The following is a 20,113-nucleotide window of genomic DNA, read 5'->3' on the forward strand; positions in this document are numbered from 1 at the left end:
ACGGATAAAGGGTTCCCCATGAATTACTCCTATTTCTGCCCCTGCCCGCGCGGCATGGAAGGGCCGCTGGCCGAAGAGCTGAATGAAATCGCTCGACAGAGCACGACACTGAAAGTGCATAACCAGGTGCCGGGCGGCGTGCACTGTTCCGGCAAGCTCACAGACGCCTGGCGCATCAACCTGCATTCGCGCATCGCTTCGCGCGTGCTGCTGCGCCTTGCCCATGGCGGCTACCAGAACGAGAACGACATCTACGACATGACCTTGGCGCAGCCTTGGGAAGACTGGTTCGATGTCGACCACACCATCCGCGTCGACCTCACCGCGATCAAATCGCCGCTGAAAAGCCTGGAATTCACCACGCTGAAAATCAAGGATGGCGTCTGCGACCGCTTCCGCGACCAGTTCGGTAAGCGCCCCTCGGTCAATACCCGCACGCCGGACATGCGCATTGCCGGCTTTCTCGATCAGCATACCTTCACGCTTTATCTCGACACCTCGGGTGAAGCCTTGTTCAAGCGCGGCTGGCGTGAAGATACGGGTGACGCGCCCTTGCGGGAAAATCTGGCGGCGGGACTGCTGCGCGTATCGGGCTGGAAGCCTGGCATGGTGTTGTTCGACCCGATGTGCGGTTCCGGCACCATCCTGGCCGAAGCCGCGCAGATGCTGGCGGGTATTCCGCCGGGTGCGCGTCGTCGCTTCGCCTTCGAAAAATTCCACGAGTTCGACAGTGAAGCCTGGCTGGCGATGAAGGGCAGCTTCAAGCCCAATCCATTACCCACTGAACCGACGATTTTCGGCAGCGATATTTCCGGTGACATGATCGTCATGGCTCGGAACAACCTGCAGCGCGCCGGCATCCAGTTTGAAGTGCCGCTCAAGCAGATCGAGGCGCAGGAAGTCAAACCGCCGACCGACAAGCCCGGCATCCTGCTGACCAATCCGCCGTATGGCGAGCGGATCGGCGTGCGCGGCGACAAAACCATCGCCACGGATGACATGGCCCAGGCGTTTTTCAGCGCCTTCGGCACCACACTGAAACAGCGCTTTGCCGGCTGGTCGGTTTTCCTGTTCACGGCCGACCTCTCCGTGCCGAAATTGCTGCGCCTGAAGGAAGCGCGCAAGACGCCGTTCTATAACGGCGCGCTGGAATGCCGCTTGTTCCGCTTCGATATGGTGGCGGGCTTCAATCGGCGCGAAGGCGCGCTGCCGAAGGAATCCTTGCCAAAGCATGTGCCGCCGCAGGCGCAATGATACGGAGCGTCACGCCGACGCGACACTGAACTCGGAACTTGACCGCCATGGATAAGAAACCCGATGGAGCAGCCTCCGCGACAATCCATGAAGATCTATTGGATTGCATGCCCGAGGCAGTGATTTTCGCCGATGCGCGCGGCATGATCCGGATGTGGAATCCGGGCGCGACAGCGCTGTTCGGCTTTGGCGCGGACGAGGCACTGGGCCTGAGCCTCGACCTCATCATCCCGGAGAATCTGCGCAAGGCGCATTGGGATGGCTACAACCAGGCAATCGAACGGGGTGCCACTGCGCACTGCGGACAATCGCGCATTACGCGGGCGCTGCACAAGGACGGCACGCCGCGCTATGTGGACATGAGCTTTGCAGTCGTCAAGAACCCGGCCGGCGAAACGACGGGGGCGATGGCAGTGGCGCGCGATGCCACGCAGCGGAATCAGGAAGAAAAACAGCTGCGCAAGCAGCTTGCCGCGCTGACCGCAAGACAAGAGCCTGAATGATTAAAAAAGCCCGCCGAAGCGGGCTGGTTTGCATGGCTGCGAACGCTATTACGGCTGGGTGCCGATCGCATAAGTTGTCGACATGAGACGGCGATAGGCATCAATGGATTCAGCCCGCAGCGTCCTCCAGTTGATCGTGCCGCCGCTGGCTGGCGTCAGGCCCAGCGTCTGGTTGATCGTGCCATTGGCGGCGGCGGCCACGTCATTTTCGGTTTCGCGGAAATCGTTGGTGCTTGTGTTCTGCCCAAGATAAACCCGGCCATATTTCGCAGAATTGATGTTGCTGGCGACAATCGTCACATTGCCGCTCGTGTAGCCGGCAAAATCCAGGATCGTCGGCGAGCTGATGGCCGGGAAGGCCGCTGCCTGCACTTCGGCCAGCGTCAATGGCCGGCGCTGAAGCTTGAGGGCATAGGTGCCATCGCTTGTGCCGGTCGGGAAGTTGATTTTTGCGTTGGCGCCGGTATAGGCCATAAAAGTGTAAACCGCATTGTCGGGAATCGCCGCAATCGCAGAATCGACGACAGTCTGCGCTCCCGGGTTGCAGGAATCCGCCATGACGTAATACGGCGAAACCTGGCCGCTGATTTTCCATTTCCCGCCGAGGCCCGGCGCATCGTAGCGCAATCCGCCATTCGGCAAGCCCGGGCCGGTGACCAGGATGTAAGAGATCGTCCCGCCGTTGTTGGCGGTGTTGTAATCCTCGATGTCGAATTCAAGCCCGGTCAAGAAGCAGGTGCCGCCGGGGTTGATTCCCTTGACCATGTGCGCATAGGCCGAAATCTCGAGCGCGCGCTGGTTGCCGTGCAGGCGCCAGTTGTTGGCGTCAATCTTGCGTACGCGCCAGTTACGCTCGCGCTCGATTTCCACGCCATTCTTGTCCAGCAGCGTGAAGGAAACCCGGGCAGTGACTTTGGTAAGGTCACTGTAATCGATGTCGTGGATCTCGACTTCGCTGATGGTGGCGCCGACCAGGGCGCTATAGGCGCTGACCTCGCTCCGGAAGGTGGCGCCATCCTTATCGTCAAGCAGGAAGCCGGTGGTGATGTAGGGCATCAACTGGGCCGCCGTCGGCAAGCCGCTGGCGAACTGGGCGAAAAAGTCGGTCAGCGCCTTCTTCACCAGAACGGCGTCGCTGGCAGTCGAAGCGACGCTATCTGCCGTGACGTTCGTGGCATCCAATTTGGGCGGATTGACTTCGGCCACCGCCTTGACCGCCAGGTCGTCGGTGATGGTGATCGTGTTGACCAGGGTCGAAATGGTGGCAACGTTGGCATTCGGGTCGACCGATACCTGGATGGCATCGAGCGCCTTGTCCAGCGCGCTGGATAGCGGCGTGAAGGGCGTGCGCAGCAGGTCGATGCCGGCATCCACGCCCAGCGCCGTCAAGACCGGCAGCAGTTTTTCCTTCAGCTTGTCCACTTCGGCATCGACGGCGGCCTTGGTAGCGGCATCGGCATTGCCGTTCTGTTCGAACTTGTCGAAATAATTTTTGGCGATCTGGCCGGCGATGTTGGCGACCACCAGGTCGGTCAGCTGGGTGATATTGATTTTGCCGGAGGCGGCATCGGCTGCCGTGGCAATCGAATGGACCACATACGTCTGTCCATTCGCCGTGCCCTGGGCGCGGAACACAAAGGGCGCGGTCATGCCGGTGACATCGATCGTATAAGAGCCATTCGGACCGATCGGCGTGGTCTTGGTGGCGCCGAGCGCATCCTTGACCGTCACGGTGCCTGCCAGCGGGGCGCCGACCGCCGCGCTGCCGGAGAAGGACATGGAAGCCGCCTGCTGGTTGGCCGCGGGAGCGCCGGATGAACCGCCGCCGCAAGCCACAAGAGTCGCCAGCAATGCGCCTGCGACTGCCAGATGTATCCGTTTGAACCTAAGTTTGCTATCCATCTTGATCCCCTATCGACGAAATGATGACTAAAAGAAATTGAAAATGATTCCGAGGGTAATGGATGTTGCTTGATTGCACTATCACCCGAACGGATGATTGGCTCACATAAAGATATGAATTTTTATGAATCGAACTGGATAAAAGAGGGGGGAAAGTGCTTGCTTTGCTGTGGGGTTTCCGGCAACGAAGTGCCTGTTATACCTCTGCTCAATCGATGGCACCCTGCGCGCAGCAAGAGTGACGGCGTCTTATCGACCTTGCTGATCCTGCGCCAGAAAATAGGCCGGGCTTGCCAGGAGCAGTGAGACAAGCTCGGATTGGCGCTTGGTGCCGGTCTTGAGAAAAACGCTCTTGAGCTGGCTCTTGACGGTGTTGATCGAGGTGCCGCGCTGCTCGGCCACGTCATCCAGGGTTTTGCCGCAACACAGGGCTACGGCCAGTTCAGCCTCGGCTTCGGACAGCGCAAACAGGCGCCGTACCAGCTCGCCTGTCACGCTCGGTGTGGATTCCGGGTCGAAGGCAAACAGCAGCGCCGCGCCATGCGCCCGTGCGGAATTTGCCAGGCGCAATGGCGCGACCATCAGCATCAACGGCAATTTGCCGTCGCGCTGTAATAAGACGACGCTGTTCAGGTCGCTGCCGGCGCCCCGGCTAGCGCTGATGGCGTTGCCGATTTCCAGGCTGAGTTTGCCGGTGACGATCCGATCCTGAGTTTGCAAGTGCCCATTGTCCAGCCACATGCTGCCGCCTTCCCGCAGCAGCGCCGCTGCGCTGCGGTTGGAATGCGCCACCCGGCCGTATTCATCGAATAGAAAGGTCGGCATCGCCAGCACGTCCAGGCCGCCCGCCAGGAAGTTCTGTCCCAGCTGCAGCTCGGCAAAGCGCTCGCGCATCTGCAGAGTACGCTGCAAGTGCGGCACTAGGCGGTTAAGCCGATCCATTTCCGCGCGGGTGAATTCCGCTTCAGACGGTGCCCGCTGCAAAAAAAGCTGGGTAAGCCAGTTCCCCTCTTGCAGGACGACCGCACCGGCAGCATAAGCCACGCCTTGCGGGACGATCCATTCATTGTAAAAACGCGTTTCAACGATGCGTTCAGGATTTGGCAAATCGAGATTGCTGGCATAAAAATGGGCCATTGGGGAACGCATGATATGCAGCGCCAGCATGTCTTCGCGCGCGTAATCGAGCGCATAACTTTCCACCGACTCCCTGGAAATCCCGGTCAGCCACAAGCCTTTTATTTCCTGCGTTGCGACATGCCGGATGATCATGGTCACGGCTTTCAGCCGGAAGCCGGCAAGCAGCGATTCGATAAATTTCTGGAATCCGTCCGGCGCCATGACGGCATCGTACAAATGGCCAAGCAGTTCATCATCAGGCGAGCGGGCAGTGATTGTCATTTTTATCAGGCGGGACCATATATTGATGATTAAGCAAAACCGCTGCTGCTCGAGCCTGCATGCAAGTCAGCGCCCTTTTAAGCGCTAACGCCTCTCGTCCATACCTGGTTGACAATGAAGCAATATTTATAGGGGATAAGCCCCAAGCGGCCAGTCCAAGCCATTAAGAAATCTCGCCGAGGCCAATAGCGCCCTCTTGAAAGAAGAACGGCCCGGCCGACGTGTCGACCGGGCCGTCAAGGCCTTCCCTTACTTTGATACCGTTCGCGTACGTAAAAGGATCTTTTTAACCGAACGGTTGAGAGTTGAAACTCTCGTGCTTTTTTATTAACAGCCACCATGCCAGCCTCGGCATGGCAAGCCACGTCAAACGTTAGCGCTTGACGGTCAGCGGACCGCTGTAGCCGCTGTTTTCCCAGGTGCCAGCCAGGGTGTTGTCACCCTTCGGCGACAGCTTGATCACAGCCGAACCCTGCTTGGCAACCAATTGTCCATTCTGGACAGTAGCCGAGTTCAGCGGAGCCTTGGTGTCGCCAGCCGCAGTGCCGTACCAGTTGGCATTGCCCTTGACATCGGTGCCGTTAACTTCGGTCACGATCAATTCAAATTTGCCGCTGCCAAAGCCTGGCAGAGACCAATCACCAGCCCAATTGCCTTTCAGCTTGGCGGCCAGGGCAGCATCGCTGGCAGCAGCCGCAGCGGCAGCTTCCTTGGAGACAGGCTTGGCAGGTTCTTGGGAAGCGCAGCCGGACAGAACGAGAGCAGCAGTCAAACCAGCAAGGGTCAACACGGAACGGATCATATTTGTCGCCTCAAAGTTAATAAACGGGCATTTAGTATATGCAATTTGCATAAATTCAACAAACAAAAAAGCCTCTCCTAATAGAGAGGGCATTCTTTTTTCAGAACCTCACTATCAATGCTAGAAGCGATACGCGGCACGCATGCCGGCGCTCCAGTTGCGGCCGGGTGCAGGTTCGAAATAGCGGCCATTGCTTTCATTGATGATGGCCGACCCGGCATACTGGCGGTCGAACAGGTTATCCAGGCGGGCGAATGCATCCACCGACCAGCGATCCTGCTGCAGCACATAACCAGTGTGAATGGAAAAGCTGCAGTAGCCGGGTGCCGCCTCGGTATTGCTGTCATTGACGTACATGCTGTCGAGACAATGCCATTCCGCGCCGGCACGCCATCCTTTCGGCGGCGCCCAGCCTAACGAGGCAAAGGCCATGTGCCGGGCGATGCCGGGAATGCGGTTATCGGCCGGGATGCCGGCGAAGCCGTCGCGATAGGTGGCATCCAGATAGGTATAGGCCGCCTGCATGCGCCAATTGCGCGCGACTTCGCCGTCCAGGGCGAGCTCCAGTCCATTGCGCAGCGTGCGCCCCGCGTTGCGAAAGCTTGCCCTTCCGCCGGAGCTGCCGGCACTGACGATTTCATCCTCGGTACGGGATTGGAATACCGCTGCAGTCAAGCTGCCGCGCTCGTGCCTTGCTTTTGCGCCGAGCTCGACGCTCGTATTGACCGAGGCTTGCAAACTGAAATTCAGCCCCGGCAAGCCATCGCTGCGGTAGGAAATTTCATTGAGGGTTGGCGTCTCGAAGCCGCGTCCAACCGTTGCATAAAAACTTATATCTTGCGCAGCCTGATAACGCAATGCCGCGACCGGCAGGGTCTTGCGATAACGTGCTGTCCCGCTGTCGTCGCCATTGACGCCAACGATATAGTTATCGTCCGAAGAGAATCGCACGCTACTGTGCCGCACACCCGCATCCAGCGTCCAGCGTTCGGCGAACTTCCAGGAGGCCTGCAGATAAGGATCGATATTTCTCACTGTGTTGTCTTCATCGCGGCGCAATCTCCCCTGCACGCCAAGTTCGCGCACGCCGTTCACATCAATGAAGTTTTCATAGCCCTGGCGCTGTTCATCCAGGGTATCCCACGCCAGGCCACCAACAATGGTAAGCGGCTGACCAATAAACTGAAGGCGGGAAGTCCAGCGCGCATCGATGCCGCCATAGTCGCGCGTCAAGGCGATTACGCCGCCGGCATGGCGAGGATCGGCTTGCGGAGCCGGCGGAATGGCCTGAAATTGCTGCGTCTCGCGCTGACCGTAATAGGTCATCAAGCGTACGTCATTGTCACGATTGATCCGATGCTCATAGACCAGGCCACCCTGCGACTGCTGCACCGTCTTGCGCGTATTGAACTGTTCGGCTACAAGCGCCACGTTGCGCGGGTCTGTTCTGAACTGGTTGCGATCCAGGCCGAGCGGATCCTGCGCCTTCAGGTCGACGCTATTCACGACCAGGGTCAGCCTGCGATCGTCGGAAAGCTGGATGCCGAATTTACCGTTCAAGAGGTTCTTGCTGGTGGCACTGTGCTCGCGATAACCATCGGTGGTAAAGCGGCTGGCGCTCATCACATAATCGATCTTGCCCGAAGCGCCGGCCCCCTTGATGGCATGGCGCCGGGAATCGTAGCTACCGAAGGTTACATCAGGCGTCACCACTGGCGTGCCGCTGCCATGCTCCGTAAATACCTGGATGACGCCACCGGAGGAATTCCCGTAAAGCGCGGAAAACGGCCCGCGCAAAATTTCCACGCGTTCGATCGAGGTGATATCGATGTTCGAACTCTGTCCCTGCCCGTCGGGCATGGTGGCAGGAATGCCATCGACATACAGGCGAATGCCGCGGATACCGAACGTCGCGCGCGCGCCAAACCCGCGGATGGCAATTTGCAGGTCTTGCGCGTAATTCTGCCGGTTCTGGATCAGCAAGCCCGGCACGCTTCCCAGGCTTTCCGACAGATTGATCTGCGGCAGACTATTGCGCATGGCTTCGCCCGCCACGACATCGACCGATGCAGGCGTGGCGAATGGGCTCGCGCCAATCCGGGTAGCGGTTACCACGACCGGCTTCAGCGTTTCCTGTTCTGACGGAGAAGGATTGGCTGTCTGTGCCCACAGCTTGCCGGAAAATGCCAGCATGACGATGCACGCTGCATACATCCTCGCGTAACGGGACAAGGGCCCATGCGCCCCGCAGCGCTGAGCGCGCTGTTCCGCACGCACATCAGCTTTCCGGCATCTCTTTATTCTCATGGACGTTGCCTGTCATTTCTGCGTTGATCATCGATATCAGCAAGTAGCTGCGACGCACTTGCTGCCCAAATTTTAGGCCACAGAAATTTTGATATCTTGATGCAGGCTGGGCGACAACGTTTCTGATCACTAGCTCAGGAAGCAGGTTCGGCATCGACGCACAAACGGAGCGTGCCGCCGGCTTGCATCACATCGCATTGTTCAGCAAGCCGACGGAGAAGCGGCCAAGAACTCAGCCGCGCAAGGCACAGATTAATTCGCTGCGATCACGCCGCAGGCGACACGACCGCCCGAGTTGCCGGTCGGTTGAGTCTTGAAATCGTCAGGAGCGGCGTGGACGATGACACCGCGTTCGACGATACCATTTTCGCCCTTGGTCAGGCCAAGCCCGGACAATGTCGCCGTCAGGCTGGCATTGCCATTGGCATCAGCTTCCAGCATCGGCAAGTCGCCTGCATGATGTTCGCCCTGCTTGGGATGGCCATGCGGCTTGCCAGCCGGGTTGAAGTGGCCGCCCGCGCTGGTGGCGTCCGGCGCGCTGCAATCGCCTTTTTCATGGATATGGAATCCATGACCGCCGGGAGTCAAGCCGGAGAACTTGGCCACCACGGCAACCTGGTCGCCTTGCTGGGTGAACGTGACAGTGCCACGGGCAGTATTGCCCTGGGTCGGTTTCAATTCAGCCTGGGCCGATGCGCCGCCGGTCGGTGTCGACGCGCAGGCTGCGAGGGCAACGGCAATCAAGGATGCGGTAAGTGCGGATGTTATTTTCATTCGTTTCTCCTGTAACCATGCTGGGAAGGGAAAGCAGATTGGCCAACCATACTGCTCGACTGGCTTGATGTTTCAGTGCCCTCGTCATTGCAAAGGCATTGCAATGGAAGAGCTTGAGAGTTGCTCAAAAAGCAGTGCAATTTTACTATTTATCTGCACGGGACCGGGTGTGAACCATTACCAAATGGTGCAGAAATGACAAGGCCCGCCGAAGCGGGCCAATTTGTTGAATGCATCCATCAATGGTGGCGAGGATTATCCGGCTTGCGGTCATAGCGGTTCGGCACGCCATCGCCGTCGCGGTCACGATCGGCGTAATTCGGCACGCCATCGCGGTCCTTGTCACCTCTGCCGTAGGCATGGCCGTTTGCCCGGTTAATTTGCGGCTTGCGGTACTCCGGCGCACGCTGCCATCCACCATGTGCCAGGCGCCAGCCGCCGCGATCCTGGCGCCATTGCGGACGCTGGTAGGTGTAGCCGGGGCGGCTGCGTTCCCAGTGGCCGCCGACCCACACATGCTTTCTGCCATTCCAGTCCCAATAACCCGGCGCCCACACGTAACCCGTGCGCGGCGGCGGCACGACTTCATAGCGAGGCGGCGGCGGCGCATTGCCGATCACGATGCTGAAATCCACCTGGGCGAGTGCCTGGGTCGGAATAAAAGCGGCGCTGCTGATCAGGATGGCAGCGGCAGTGGCGAGGATGCGTTTCATGGTGGTCTCCATTCATTGTTGCGACGGATTCACTTTAATCGATCGCCTGTCATGAAAGCGCAAATGAAGCAATTGCTTACAAGTGATACATCTGATGGAAATGCATAGCCATGCCGCCGCCAGTAGATAGAACGCATCGGCGCCCAACGTCTCATTCGCAAGACGTTCCGGCAATTCGCCGTATCTCTGCCACAGTGAGGAATACCTCGTCCGGTGCAAGGCTCTTCAGGGAAGCAAGGCTGCCATATCCCCACGCCACGGCGCCGAATGCCATGCCTGCGTCACGCGCCGCTTCGAGATCGGTCAGTTGATCGCCAATGTATATCGCATCAGCCTGATTCACACCGCTCTGCCGCAGCACGCGACGCAACCTGGAAGCCTTGCCGAACACCGAGGCGCCGCATTCCACGGCATCGAAAAGCCGCATCGTATCCGGACCCAGCACCTGCGAGATGTTGTCTTGCGAATTCGACGAGACGATTGCGAGATGCATTCCCTGCCTGGACAGATAGGCCAGCATGTAGGCAACGCCCGCGAATGGCTGGACGCTGTCGCGGTTCTTTCTCATGCGCGAAATAAAGTCGCGCGCCACGAATGGGAATCGCCATGCCGACAAGCCGACGTGCGCCATCAACTGCCGCGCGCCATAGCCACGCAAGGCTTCGATTTCTTCCGGCGAAATCGATTTGAATCCGTGGCGCGCCGCCAGATCATTGAACACGGAAATAAAAAAGGGAAAAGAATCCGCCAGCGTGCCGTCGAAGTCGAATATCGCCAGTTTGTATTTCATGATGAGCGACAATCCATTCCGAGCAGTTGCGCCGCTTCGTTTTCTATCGGCAGCCTGGAGAACATGCTGATATTGGTGCCGCCTGTATTGCCAACCGGGACCACGCCGATGGCCGAACCGAGCGCGCCAATGATGATGCGGATCGCCTGCCCGGCGACCTCTCCCGCCGAACGGCGCATCATCCCGACTTTCAACATCGCCCAATGAGAACGGACATGGGGCACGACATGCCTTTGGCCGAGCACGTGAGCGCGCTCCAGATGCCTGAAGGCCTGCGTCAAACGACCGCTTGCAACAAGACGACGTGCCGCCGACATTTCAGCTTCGAATGCCAGTTTGAGCTTTTCATTCATGATACGAGTCTCCTTGAGATGCGTTACTGATAACTGGCTTGATGTTGAAGCTTCCCATGATGGCAATGTCAATAGCTTATCAATCGCCGCGTTGAATTTCAGCATAAGGCTGGAACTCGCCAGCCACTGCCGGATCCATTTATTACTGAATCGGCATGTCCGTCTGGCACACTACGTCCATTGCAGTCACAGCATGACTTAATGAAATGAGAGAAGCATTATGGAAAGCATGAAGGCAATTATCCGGGGCGACGGCGTGAATAGCTCCGTGGAATTCTCGGTTGAAGAAGTGATTGCTCGGCATCATGGCAAGCCATGGCGCGAGCTGGATGAAGCGGATCGCGAAACAGAATTCAAAGAATATGCCCGGGGCCTTTTTTCCCGGCAAACCGGGTTGAATGCCGATGTCGATATCACGCTGGAGCCGGGCACTTCGTCAAAGACATCGATCTAGGATGCGGTCTTCCCGAAGTCGAGCTGCTGAGAATCCCTTGCAGCCGCCGGCTCCCTCTTGCCGCACAACGCACCCTGCGACGGAGGGATCCCCTCCCTTAACCCATGGCCGGTTATCAGGGCATGCATTTTCCATCGTATAATTCCTACCCGTCGCGGGTGTAGCTCAATGGTAGAGCAGAAGCTTCCCAAGCTTACGACGAGGGTTCGATTCCCTTCACCCGCTCCAGAATGCCCGAGGCACCGCGCGCCGGTGCTTTTTTGTTGGCACAACTTTCAATTTGTCTTTCGACTACAGCATGTCCGACCTTCCAGAAAACGCCGACGGCAAACCTCTCTTCTACGATCCGACCGAGCGCCGCATCCGCAGCTTCGTCACCCGCGCAGGCCGCCTCTCCACCGGGCAGGCGCGCGCACTGGAAGAACTGGGCCCACGCTTTTGCATCCCTTATCAGAAGTCCCTGCTCGACCTCGATGCCGCCTTTGGCCGCAAGGCGCCTGTCATCCTGGAGATCGGTTTTGGCATGGGTGATACGACGGCGGCCATCGCAGCGGGCATGCCCGAGAAAAACTTCCTCGGCGTGGAAGTGCATACGCCGGGCGTCGGCAGCCTGTTGAAGCTCATCGGCGAACAGCATCTCGAGAACCTGCGCATCGTTCAGCATGACGCCGTGGAAGTCGTAACCAATATGCTGGCGCCCGAATCGCTGGCCGGCGTGCATGTCTTCTTTCCCGACCCCTGGCACAAGGCTCGCCACAACAAGCGCCGCCTGATCCAGCCGCCGTTCGTGAGCTTGCTGGCGTCCCGCATCGCGCCCGGCGGTTATCTGCATTGCGCTACGGACTGGCAGGATTATGCGGAGCAGATGCTGGAAGTGCTGTCGGCTGAACCAACGCTAGCCAACACTGCCGAAGGCTATGCCGAACGTCCGGCTTACCGCCCCAATACCAAGTTTGAGAAGCGCGGCCTGCGCCTGGGCCATGGCGTGTGGGATCTGGTCTTCGTTAAACGCTAGGCGTCACGACGATACGCTTTTTACCCGCATCAGTGATTGCCCGTGCGCGCAACTGGCCGCATCCGCCATCCACTTCCTGCGCGGCGGAATCGCGCAACTTGGTCAGCACGCCGCGCCGATGCAGTTCGCTTGCCATGGCGCGCGCGCGCTCCCATGACGGGCGCTGGAATGGCAGATCCGGGATGCTGTTATAGGGAATCATGTTCAGCACCGCGTACTTCCCCTTGAGGAGCGCGACGATACCCTCGATTTCATCTTCGCCATCGTTAACCCCTTCCAGCAGCGTCCACTGGTATTGCACCGGATAGGCGCTGGCAATCGCGTATTGCTCCGCCAGTTCCACGAGCTGCTGCGGCGTCATCCTGGGCGCGCGCGGCAACAGCGTTTCGCGCAATGCCGGCTTGGAGGTATGCAGCGAAAGCGCCAGCGCCGGCTTCACAACGCTTTGCGCCAGGCGTTCGAATACTCGCAGGTCGCCGACCGTCGACAGCACCAGATTCTTATGGCCGATATTGCCCTCCGTGCCCAGCAGATGGATCGTTTCCATCACGTTTTCGAGGTTGTGGGCCGGCTCCCCCATTCCCATGAAAACGACCTTTTTCACCGTGCGATGCTGACGCGCCAGCGCAACCTGGGCGAGCATTTCGCCACTCGTCAACTGGCGGATCAGGCCGCTGCGCCCGGTCATGCAGAACTGGCAGCCGACGGCGCAACCGACCTGCGTGGAGATGCACAAGCCATCGCGAGGCAACAGTACGCTTTCCACCATTTGCCCATCCATCAAGCCAACCAGCAGGCGCGCCGATCCGTCCTCGGTCGGATGCGTCGTCACCAGGCGGGCAATACCGTTCAACTCGGCATCCAGCGCCGGCAACGCCTCGCGCAAAGTCAGCGGCAGATAATCCTTGGGACGGCGACGGCCCTGGTCGTAATTCCTGGCTTGCAGCCAGTCGCGCAACACGCGCTGTTCGTGCTCGGGTTTGGCGCCCAAGTCACGCAGACGCTGGCGGATGAGTTCGATTTCCATGATAAGGATTGAGGCGAGGCCGGTAGATTAGCGATATCAAGCCAGCTCGGCCATCAGCGCAATGATTTCCGCGCCATAGGTTTCCAGCTTTTTCTCGCCCACGCCCGAGACATGGCGCAAATCATCCAGGGAAGACGGCTTGGCCTTGGCGATTTCGCGCATGGTGGCGTCATGGAAGATCACATAGGCGGGCACATTATGCTTGCGCGCCGTTTCGACGCGCCACCAGCGCAGCTTGTCGAAGACGGTCTGTTCCTCTGCCGACAGATCGCTTTCCACATAGCCTTTCGGCTTGACGGCTTTCTTGCGCTGGCTGACCGGTTTCTGGTATTCGCGCAGCCGGATCTTTTGTTCGCCACGCAGCACCGGCCGCGCCGCCTCGGTCAAGCGCAGGGCATTGAAGCCGTCATGGTCGACCGCCACCAACCCCAGGGCAATGGCCTGGCGCAGGATCGCCCGCCACTCCGCATCGCCGCGATCGGCGCCGATACCAAACACCGTAAGCTTCTCATGTTCCCATTGCTTGACCTTGTCGGATTCCACGCCGCGCAGCACATCCAGCACATGCATGGCGCCAAAGCGCTGCTCGACGCGATAGATCGTGGACAATAACTTCTGCACCGGCACGGTCGCATCGAACGACACCGGCGGCTGCAGGCACGTATCGCAATTGCCGCAAGCAGTCGCGCTCTGGCCGAAATACTCCAGCAACCGCACGCGCCGGCACGACAGCGTTTCACACAACCCGAGCATGGCATCGAGCTTGGCGCTCTGCACGCGCTTGAAGCTGTCGTCGGCTTCGGATTCCTCGATCATGCGGCGCTGCTGCACCACGTCCTGCAAGCCGTACGCCATCCAGGCATTGGCCGGGGCGCCATCGCGTCCGGCACGCCCGGTTTCCTGGTAATAGCCTTCGATACTTTTCGGCAGATCGAGGTGTGCGACGAAACGCACGTCCGGCTTGTCGATCCCCATGCCGAACGCGATGGTCGCCACCATGACGATGGCGTCTTCGCGTAAAAAACGGGATTGATTCGCGCTGCGTTTCGCGGTATCCATGCCAGCGTGATACGGCAAGGAATTGATGCCATGTGAATTCAGGAATTCCGCGACTTCCTCGACCTTCTTGCGCGACAGGCAATACACAATGCCGGCGTCGCCGCTATGCTCGCTTTCGATAAAGTCGAGCAACTGCTTGCGGGCGTTGGCTTTTTCAACGATCTGATAACGGATATTCGGACGATCGAACGACGAGACGAATTGCGCCGCATCCTGTAGCTGCAAACGCTCGATGATTTCCTGGCGCGTCAGCTGATCAGCAGTGGCCGTCAACGCGATGCGCGGCACATCAGGAAAGCGTTCATGCAATACCGATAGCCGGATGTATTCCGGGCGGAAGTCATGTCCCCATTGCGATACGCAATGCGCCTCATCGATGGCGAACAGGGCGATCTTCGTCGACTCGAGCAACTCCAGGCAACGCGAGGTCATCAGCCGTTCCGGCGCGACATACACCAGGTCCAGCTCACCTCGGCGTAGCCTGCGCTCGGTCTGCACCATTTCATCAAAACTTTGCGAGGAATTCAGGAAGGCGGCGCGCACGCCCAGTTCAGCCAGGGCATCGACCTGGTCCTGCATCAGCGCAATCAGGGGAGACACCACCACGCCGACTCCATCGCGCAGCAAGGCTGGAATCTGATAGCACAGCGACTTGCCGCCGCCGGTCGGCATCAGCACCAGGGCATCGCCGCCCAGCGCCACCTGCCTGACGATATCTTCTTGCTGTCCGCGAAATGCCGGATAGCCAAAAACGCTTTCAAGGACGTGCTGAGCGCGCGTCCCTATGTCATCCTGTTCCATCAATGCGACCAGTTCACCCATCCCTGGAATGCGGTTACCAGGATGATCACACCGAACACGATGCGATACCAGGCGAAGAAAGTGAAATCATGCGTGCTGATATAGCGCAGCAGCCAGCGCACGCACAGGAATGCCGATACCAGCGCAGCGAAGCCGCCGATGCCGAACAGCGGCAAGTCCGCCGCCGACAGAATTGCACGCTCCTTGTACAGCGAATACACGCCGGCGCCGAACAGAGTCGGCATTGCCAGGAAAAAGGAAAACTCCGTGGCAGCCTTGCGCGACATGCCGAATAACATGCCGCCGATGATGCTGGCGCCGGAACGGGATGTGCCCGGAATCAGCGCAAAAGCCTGCGCGCATCCCACCTTGAATGCATCCATCAAGCGCATGTCGTCCACCGTCTCGATACGTACCGCTACCGGATTGACGCGATGGCGACGCTCCACCCAAAGAATGACGAAAGCGCCGACGATGAAGGCAATGGCGACCGGAACCGGGTGAAACAATGCGGCGGTAATGGCCTTATGAAAGAGCAAAGCCAGAATGACCGCAGGAAGAAAGCCCACCAGTACGTTCAATGCCAATCTCTGTGCTTTCACGTCAGAGAATATGCCGGCCAGGACGTTTCCTATCCTGACCCGGTATTCCCACACCACGGCGAGCATGGCGCCCGACTGGATCGCAATCTCGAAGACCTTGGCCTTTTCGCTGCTGATATCGGTGCCGAAATCCAGCAGGCTGCCGGCCAGGATCAGGTGGCCGGTCGAGGAAATCGGCAGGAATTCCGTCAAGCCTTCGACGATGCCCATGATCAGGGCTTTCAGTGCGATCATTAAATCCATTATGGCGCGTAAAGAGTAGGTGAAAGGTCAACAAAAAACCCGCGGGAACATGCTGCGCGGGCTCTGGAGGAGGCCAGACAAGATCTGCAAGGCGCTATTTTACCGGCTCAAAGGTTACCACGAGTCCATTGCTCTGCGTATTGATTTTCGTGGGGAAGAAAGATGTGCCGCCATATCGAAAATCTTCCGGTTGAAAGGTGTACAAGGGCATGTTGCGAAAGACTTCTTCGGTTAGCAAACTACTGACCTTCGTGAGCTGGCGGGCATATTTGTCATCCAGGCCATTGATATTGAGAGATTCCACGCGCGGGTCGGTCAACACCACGGCATTTTTCGCCGGATCGACCGCCAGCACGCCAGACAGCGCAAAGTTGCCTTGCCAGCTACGCTTGAGCCAGGCCGGTGCGATGGAGGCATCGAAACTGGTGACCACGCGATTGCCGTTCGGCTGCAGGCTCAGACGCGGCGAGCTTAACTGAATATCGAACAGTTCCAGATAGCGACTATTGAAAGGAAAGCGTTTTTCCAGCGATGCCTGCAACTTCGACAGCGGCACGTCAACATCGCGCGGCCCCAGCATGCCGGCGCAGGCGGTCAGGAACAGCGCCAGCAGGATGGTAGAAAAACGGAAAAACAATCTTGTCATACACACCTCTCGGTACAGGTTCAGGCAGCGGTCAGGCGTTCAAGCCGAGTCAGGTAAATCATCGCCTGTTCCGTCGTCACGCCGCACATCTCGGCGGACGGCTGCAGACTGGAACAAACGGCCGGACGGCGCGGGTCGCCAAATATCCTGCAACGATTTTCCTCATCCAGCTGTACGCAGCGCACGCCGGCTGGCTTACCCGCGAGCATGCCGGGAATGGCCGAAGATATTGAGGGAGCGATGCAACAGGCGCCACACCCGCTGCGACAGGAAAATGCCTTCATGATAAAAAATGCGCGATACGGTGACAACAACGGTGACAAGTTGTTATCGCCGCGTACAATAGCGTTGCAAAATAAATAGCCAGATGCAGCAGGCCACTCGCATGTCGTGCCGCTGCAAGGCAGCGAGTACTATAACACCGGCTTCATGCAGCCTAGCGAGGCAACTACCCATGCTTATCCACTTACCGAACATTGTACGCGCGCTGCCGCTATTGCTGGCAAGCGCCAGTGCCCTTGCCGCTCCGCTCAGGGCAGGTAGCTGGAACGAAAGCGAGCAAACCTATGGCTTGTTTGGCGTGCGCATCTACATGCCGGAAGATAGCAAGCCCAAACCTGGCAAGCAGCGCGCGCTGATGGTGGTATTGCATGGCTGTGGTCAGACCGTCTATGGCGACATCGTGGACAAGCGCGCCGGCTGGGAAAAGGTCGCCGCGCAATATGGCATGGTCGTCGCTGCCCCGGACGTTCCCGAAACGAATACGCCGGGCTCGCGCCTGTATAAAGGTTGCTGGGACTGGTTTGGCACCCAGCATGAACGCGGCGGCCGCGACATCGGCCCGCTGGCAACCATGATCAAGGGCTTGCAGGAACGGCGCGACCTGAACGTCGACCCGAAACAGGTGTATGTCGTCGGTATGTCTTCCGGCGGTGCAGTCGCGCAAATCCTGGCATGCGCCTACCCCGAACTGGTTGCCGGCGTCGGCGTGCATTCAGCGCCGGCAATGGGATCGAATGTCATGGATGCGCGCACCACACCAAAAATCGCCGCTACGGAAATCGCCGACAATTGCCGACGCTACGCCGATAGCCAGCAACAGGCTTTCGCCACCCAGATCGCCAGCATCATTCACGGCAGCGAAGATCACATGGCACATCCGGCGCATGCCGAACGCAACCTGGAAGCGTTGCAAATCCTGTACAGGACGCAGCAGGAAGCCGGCGACATTGCCGAGACCAACGGCAGCAATGGCAAGCTGTACAAGGATGACAAGGGCCGCGTGCGCATGGCGCATATTCAAGTCGAAGGCATGGGCCATGCATTTTCTGCCGGTGATGGTGGCAGCGGCGGCGGAACTTTCGGCAACATGTTCCATGACTATACACATATCAATTACCCGGCCTGGGTAACGCGTTTCTTCTTCGATAACAATCTGCGTGTAAAGCGCTAGGCAAGTTGCAAAGACTCTCCAGGTCAGCGCTTGGCGGACTGGGCCCGGAAATTGATCTCGCACAGTAACTTGACGACTAGGCAAATGCCTACTACATTACTGACTCGTCAGTAAGTTACTCGTTTTTGATGATGCAATGCCCTTTGAAAAGCAAGCGCTGGGAGCGCCGCAAGGAAGCCCGTCCGCAAGAATTGCTGGCCGCGGCGCTTGATCTGTTTGTCGAGCGCGGCTTTGCCGCCACCCGCCTGGATGATGTCGCCGCACGCGCAGGCGTCTCCAAGGGCACCTTGTACTTGTATTTCGCTAACAAGGAAGAATTATTCAAGGCCGTCATTCGCGAAAACATGCTGCCGGCACTGGATGAAGCGGAAGACATCGTCAAGCAGCACAAGGGCGACAGCGCTTCCCTGTTCGAGGAAATCATGCTGGGCTGGTGGGAACGCATTGGCCTGACCAAAGTATCCGGCATTTCCAAGCTGATCATGGCCGAATCCGGCAATTTCCCCGAAGTGGCGCGCTTCTATTATGAAGAAGTGACTTCCCGCGTGCATGGCATGATTGTCAGCATGCTGGAACACGGCATCGCGCGCGGCGAATTCCGTCCGATCGATACCAAGGAAGCCATGCGCGTCGTGGTCGCGCCGATGGTCATGCTGATGATGTGGAACCAATCCTTCGGCGCCTGCAGCATGGAGCCGATTTCGCCGCAAAGCTACCTGCGCACTTATCTTGACATTGTCCTGCACGGCCTTCTGCGAGAGCCTGCCGTGTCCTCTTCTCCCCGCAAATGAACACTATGCTGAAACGTCGTACCGTCTGGATCGTGTTGCTGGTCGTCTTGCTAGGCGCCGGCTTTGGCATCACCGCCATGAAAAAACGGCAGACGCCCGCACCGGGAACGGCGGCGCATGCCGCGCAGAGCACGCCGGCCAAGGCGCCGCCGAGCCTGGAATTCCTGCCCAGCGACGTGACCCGCGTGCAAGCCGGCGAATTGCGCCAGATTCTGCAATTGTCGGGGGCGCTGCGTGCCGTCAATCAGGCGCAGGTCAAGGCCAAGGTTGCCGGCGAAGTCCGCGAAGTGATGGTGCGCGAAGGCGAAACCGTCAAAGCCGGACAGATCCTCGTGAAAATGGATGCCAGCGAATACCAGGCACGACTGGAACAGGCCAGGGGCAGCCTGGCAGCCGCGCGCGGCCAACTGGCGATTGCCACCAAGGCGCGCGACAATAACCGCGTGCTGGTTGCCAAAGGCTTCATTTCGCAAAATGCCTTCGACAACGCCGCCAGCCAGTACGATATCGCCCGCGCCAATGTCGAATCCGCACAGGGTGCGCTGGACGTGGCGCAAAAGGCACTGAACGATACGGTGATCCGTGCCCCCATCGATGGACTCGTCGCCAGCCGCTCGGTGCAACCAGGCGAGAAGGTGTCAACCGATAACCGCCTGCTGGACCTGGTCGACCTGCGCCAGATGGAACTGGAAGCGGCGGTGCCGACCGCCGATATCCTGCAGCTGCGTCCTGGACAGCCAGCCCAGGTGACTATCGAAGGTTTGCCGGCGCCGCTGACCGGCAAGATTGCCCGCATCAACCCGGCGACGCAATCCGGTTCGCGCTCCGTGCTGACGTATATCCAGGTCGAGAATCCGGAAGGTTTCCTGAAGGTCGGCATGTTCGGCCAGGCGCAAGTCACGCTGGCGAGCAAATCCGATGTGCTCAGCGTGCCGGGCACGGCCATCCAGGACCAGGGCGGCTCGCCGATCGTGTATGCCATCGATAACGGCACGCTCAAGCAGCAAGCGGTCAAGCTCGGCATGCGCGGACACGATGGCAAGGGCGAAGCGGTGGAAATTATCGACGGCCTCGCTTCCGGCACCGTCATCGTAAAAAGCAATCTCGGCAAGCTCCCCGCCGGCACCAGGGTTCGCATGATCCAGGCAGATGCCTCTGCGGCATCCTCGCCCGCCTCCAGCACTGCTGCCGCCGAGAATGCGGCGCAGGCGGCACGCTGATCT

20 protein-coding genes and 1 tRNA gene are annotated in these 20,113 nt (G+C 59.0%); 8 read left to right on the top strand and 13 right to left on the bottom strand.

From position 1 onward, the window contains the following. Positions 1–18 precede the first annotated feature (18 nt). Positions 19–1,254 (top strand): THUMP domain-containing class I SAM-dependent RNA methyltransferase, encoded by a 1,236-nt coding sequence (locus EDC30_RS09270; protein ID WP_132258554.1) that lies wholly within the window; start codon positions 19–21, stop codon positions 1,252–1,254. A 47-nt stretch (positions 1,255–1,301) separates the two neighbouring features. Beyond that, positions 1,302–1,757, top strand: a complete 456-nt coding sequence (locus EDC30_RS09275) for a PAS domain-containing protein (RefSeq protein ID WP_132258555.1) — start codon at positions 1,302–1,304, stop codon at positions 1,755–1,757. 48 nt (positions 1,758–1,805) lie between these two features. Here the strand turns inward: EDC30_RS09275 and EDC30_RS09280 are convergent, their stop codons facing one another. From EDC30_RS09280 to EDC30_RS09315, 8 genes are all read right to left on the bottom strand, one after another. Continuing rightward, positions 1,806–3,659: a hypothetical protein gene (locus tag EDC30_RS09280; RefSeq protein WP_132258556.1), complete on the bottom strand. Its 1,854-nt coding sequence runs from the start codon at positions 3,657–3,659 to the stop codon at positions 1,806–1,808. Positions 3,660–3,908: 249 nt separating this feature from the next. After that, positions 3,909–5,060, bottom strand: a complete 1,152-nt coding sequence (locus EDC30_RS09285) for a helix-turn-helix transcriptional regulator (RefSeq protein ID WP_132258557.1) — start codon at positions 5,058–5,060, stop codon at positions 3,909–3,911. 373 nt (positions 5,061–5,433) lie between these two features. Further along, complete coding sequence (locus EDC30_RS09290) at positions 5,434–5,862, bottom strand: hypothetical protein (protein ID WP_132258558.1); 429 nt, start codon at positions 5,860–5,862, stop codon at positions 5,434–5,436. Between the two features lie 120 nt (positions 5,863–5,982). Continuing rightward, positions 5,983–8,055 (bottom strand): TonB-dependent receptor family protein, encoded by a 2,073-nt coding sequence (locus EDC30_RS09295; RefSeq protein ID WP_132258796.1) that lies wholly within the window; start codon positions 8,053–8,055, stop codon positions 5,983–5,985. Positions 8,056–8,421: 366 nt separating this feature from the next. Continuing rightward, a complete protein-coding gene (locus EDC30_RS09300) occupies positions 8,422–8,943 on the bottom strand; it encodes a superoxide dismutase family protein (protein WP_132258559.1) in 522 nt (173 codons plus the stop codon). A gap of 239 nt (positions 8,944–9,182) precedes the next feature. Next, positions 9,183–9,656 carry a YXWGXW repeat-containing protein gene (locus EDC30_RS09305; protein WP_132258560.1) on the bottom strand — a complete coding sequence of 158 codons (474 nt, stop codon included), beginning with the start codon at positions 9,654–9,656 and terminating at the stop codon, positions 9,183–9,185. A gap of 151 nt (positions 9,657–9,807) precedes the next feature. Continuing rightward, entirely contained in the window at positions 9,808–10,446 is a 639-nt protein-coding gene (locus tag EDC30_RS09310; protein ID WP_132258561.1) for an HAD hydrolase-like protein, read from the bottom strand. Continuing rightward, positions 10,443–10,904 (bottom strand): DUF3703 domain-containing protein, encoded by a 462-nt coding sequence (locus EDC30_RS09315; protein WP_207907249.1) that lies wholly within the window; start codon positions 10,902–10,904, stop codon positions 10,443–10,445. The genes EDC30_RS09310 and EDC30_RS09315 overlap by 4 nt, the downstream gene beginning before the upstream one ends. 124 nt (positions 10,905–11,028) lie before the next feature. On the opposite strand from EDC30_RS09315, the gene EDC30_RS09320 reads away from it, so the two are divergent. The 3 genes from EDC30_RS09320 (at position 11,029) to trmB (ending at position 12,268) form a co-directional block, all read left to right on the top strand. Continuing rightward, positions 11,029–11,253, top strand: a complete 225-nt coding sequence (locus tag EDC30_RS09320; protein WP_132258562.1) for a hypothetical protein — start codon at positions 11,029–11,031, stop codon at positions 11,251–11,253. A gap of 154 nt (positions 11,254–11,407) precedes the next feature. Continuing rightward, a tRNA-Gly gene (locus tag EDC30_RS09325) sits at positions 11,408–11,481 on the top strand. 70 nt (positions 11,482–11,551) lie between these two features. Beyond that, a complete protein-coding gene (gene trmB, locus EDC30_RS09330) occupies positions 11,552–12,268 on the top strand; it encodes a tRNA (guanosine(46)-N7)-methyltransferase TrmB (RefSeq protein WP_132258563.1) in 717 nt (238 codons plus the stop codon). Here trmB and EDC30_RS09335 read toward each other — a convergent pair. The 5 genes from EDC30_RS09335 to EDC30_RS09355 all read right to left on the bottom strand — a co-directional run bounded on the left by EDC30_RS09335 (position 12,258) and on the right by EDC30_RS09355 (position 16,930). After that, positions 12,258–13,295 (bottom strand): RNA methyltransferase, encoded by a 1,038-nt coding sequence (locus tag EDC30_RS09335; RefSeq protein WP_132258564.1) that lies wholly within the window; start codon positions 13,293–13,295, stop codon positions 12,258–12,260. The genes trmB and EDC30_RS09335 overlap by 11 nt on opposite strands. A gap of 36 nt (positions 13,296–13,331) precedes the next feature. Further along, positions 13,332–15,176, bottom strand: a complete 1,845-nt coding sequence (recQ, locus tag EDC30_RS09340; protein ID WP_132258565.1) for a DNA helicase RecQ — start codon at positions 15,174–15,176, stop codon at positions 13,332–13,334. Next, complete coding sequence (locus EDC30_RS09345) at positions 15,155–16,000, bottom strand: undecaprenyl-diphosphate phosphatase (RefSeq protein ID WP_132258566.1); 846 nt, start codon at positions 15,998–16,000, stop codon at positions 15,155–15,157. Before EDC30_RS09345 ends, recQ begins: the two co-directional genes overlap by 22 nt. Before the next feature lie 94 nt (positions 16,001–16,094). Then, entirely contained in the window at positions 16,095–16,646 is a 552-nt protein-coding gene (locus tag EDC30_RS09350; protein WP_132258567.1) for a DUF1439 domain-containing protein, read from the bottom strand. A 20-nt stretch (positions 16,647–16,666) separates the two neighbouring features. Next, the gene (locus tag EDC30_RS09355; RefSeq protein WP_132258568.1) at positions 16,667–16,930 is read right to left on the bottom strand and encodes a YkgJ family cysteine cluster protein; all 264 of its coding nucleotides are present in this window, start codon (positions 16,928–16,930) and stop codon (positions 16,667–16,669) included. 170 nt (positions 16,931–17,100) lie between these two features. On the opposite strand from EDC30_RS09355, the gene EDC30_RS09360 reads away from it, so the two are divergent. The 3 genes from EDC30_RS09360 to EDC30_RS09370 all read left to right on the top strand — a co-directional run bounded on the left by EDC30_RS09360 (position 17,101) and on the right by EDC30_RS09370 (position 20,110). Further along, positions 17,101–18,099: an extracellular catalytic domain type 1 short-chain-length polyhydroxyalkanoate depolymerase gene (locus EDC30_RS09360; RefSeq protein ID WP_165973784.1), complete on the top strand. Its 999-nt coding sequence runs from the start codon at positions 17,101–17,103 to the stop codon at positions 18,097–18,099. 131 nt (positions 18,100–18,230) lie between these two features. Beyond that, entirely contained in the window at positions 18,231–18,890 is a 660-nt protein-coding gene (locus EDC30_RS09365; RefSeq protein ID WP_132258798.1) for a TetR/AcrR family transcriptional regulator, read from the top strand. Between the two features lie 5 nt (positions 18,891–18,895). After that, positions 18,896–20,110, top strand: coding sequence for an efflux RND transporter periplasmic adaptor subunit (locus tag EDC30_RS09370; RefSeq protein WP_243656708.1), 1,215 nt, complete (start codon positions 18,896–18,898; stop codon positions 20,108–20,110). Positions 20,111–20,113 lie beyond the last annotated feature (3 nt).

Origin of the sequence: Paucimonas lemoignei (assembly GCF_004342585.1) — a bacterium.
Taxonomy (GTDB): Bacteria; Pseudomonadota; Gammaproteobacteria; order Burkholderiales; family Burkholderiaceae_D; genus Paucimonas; species Paucimonas lemoignei.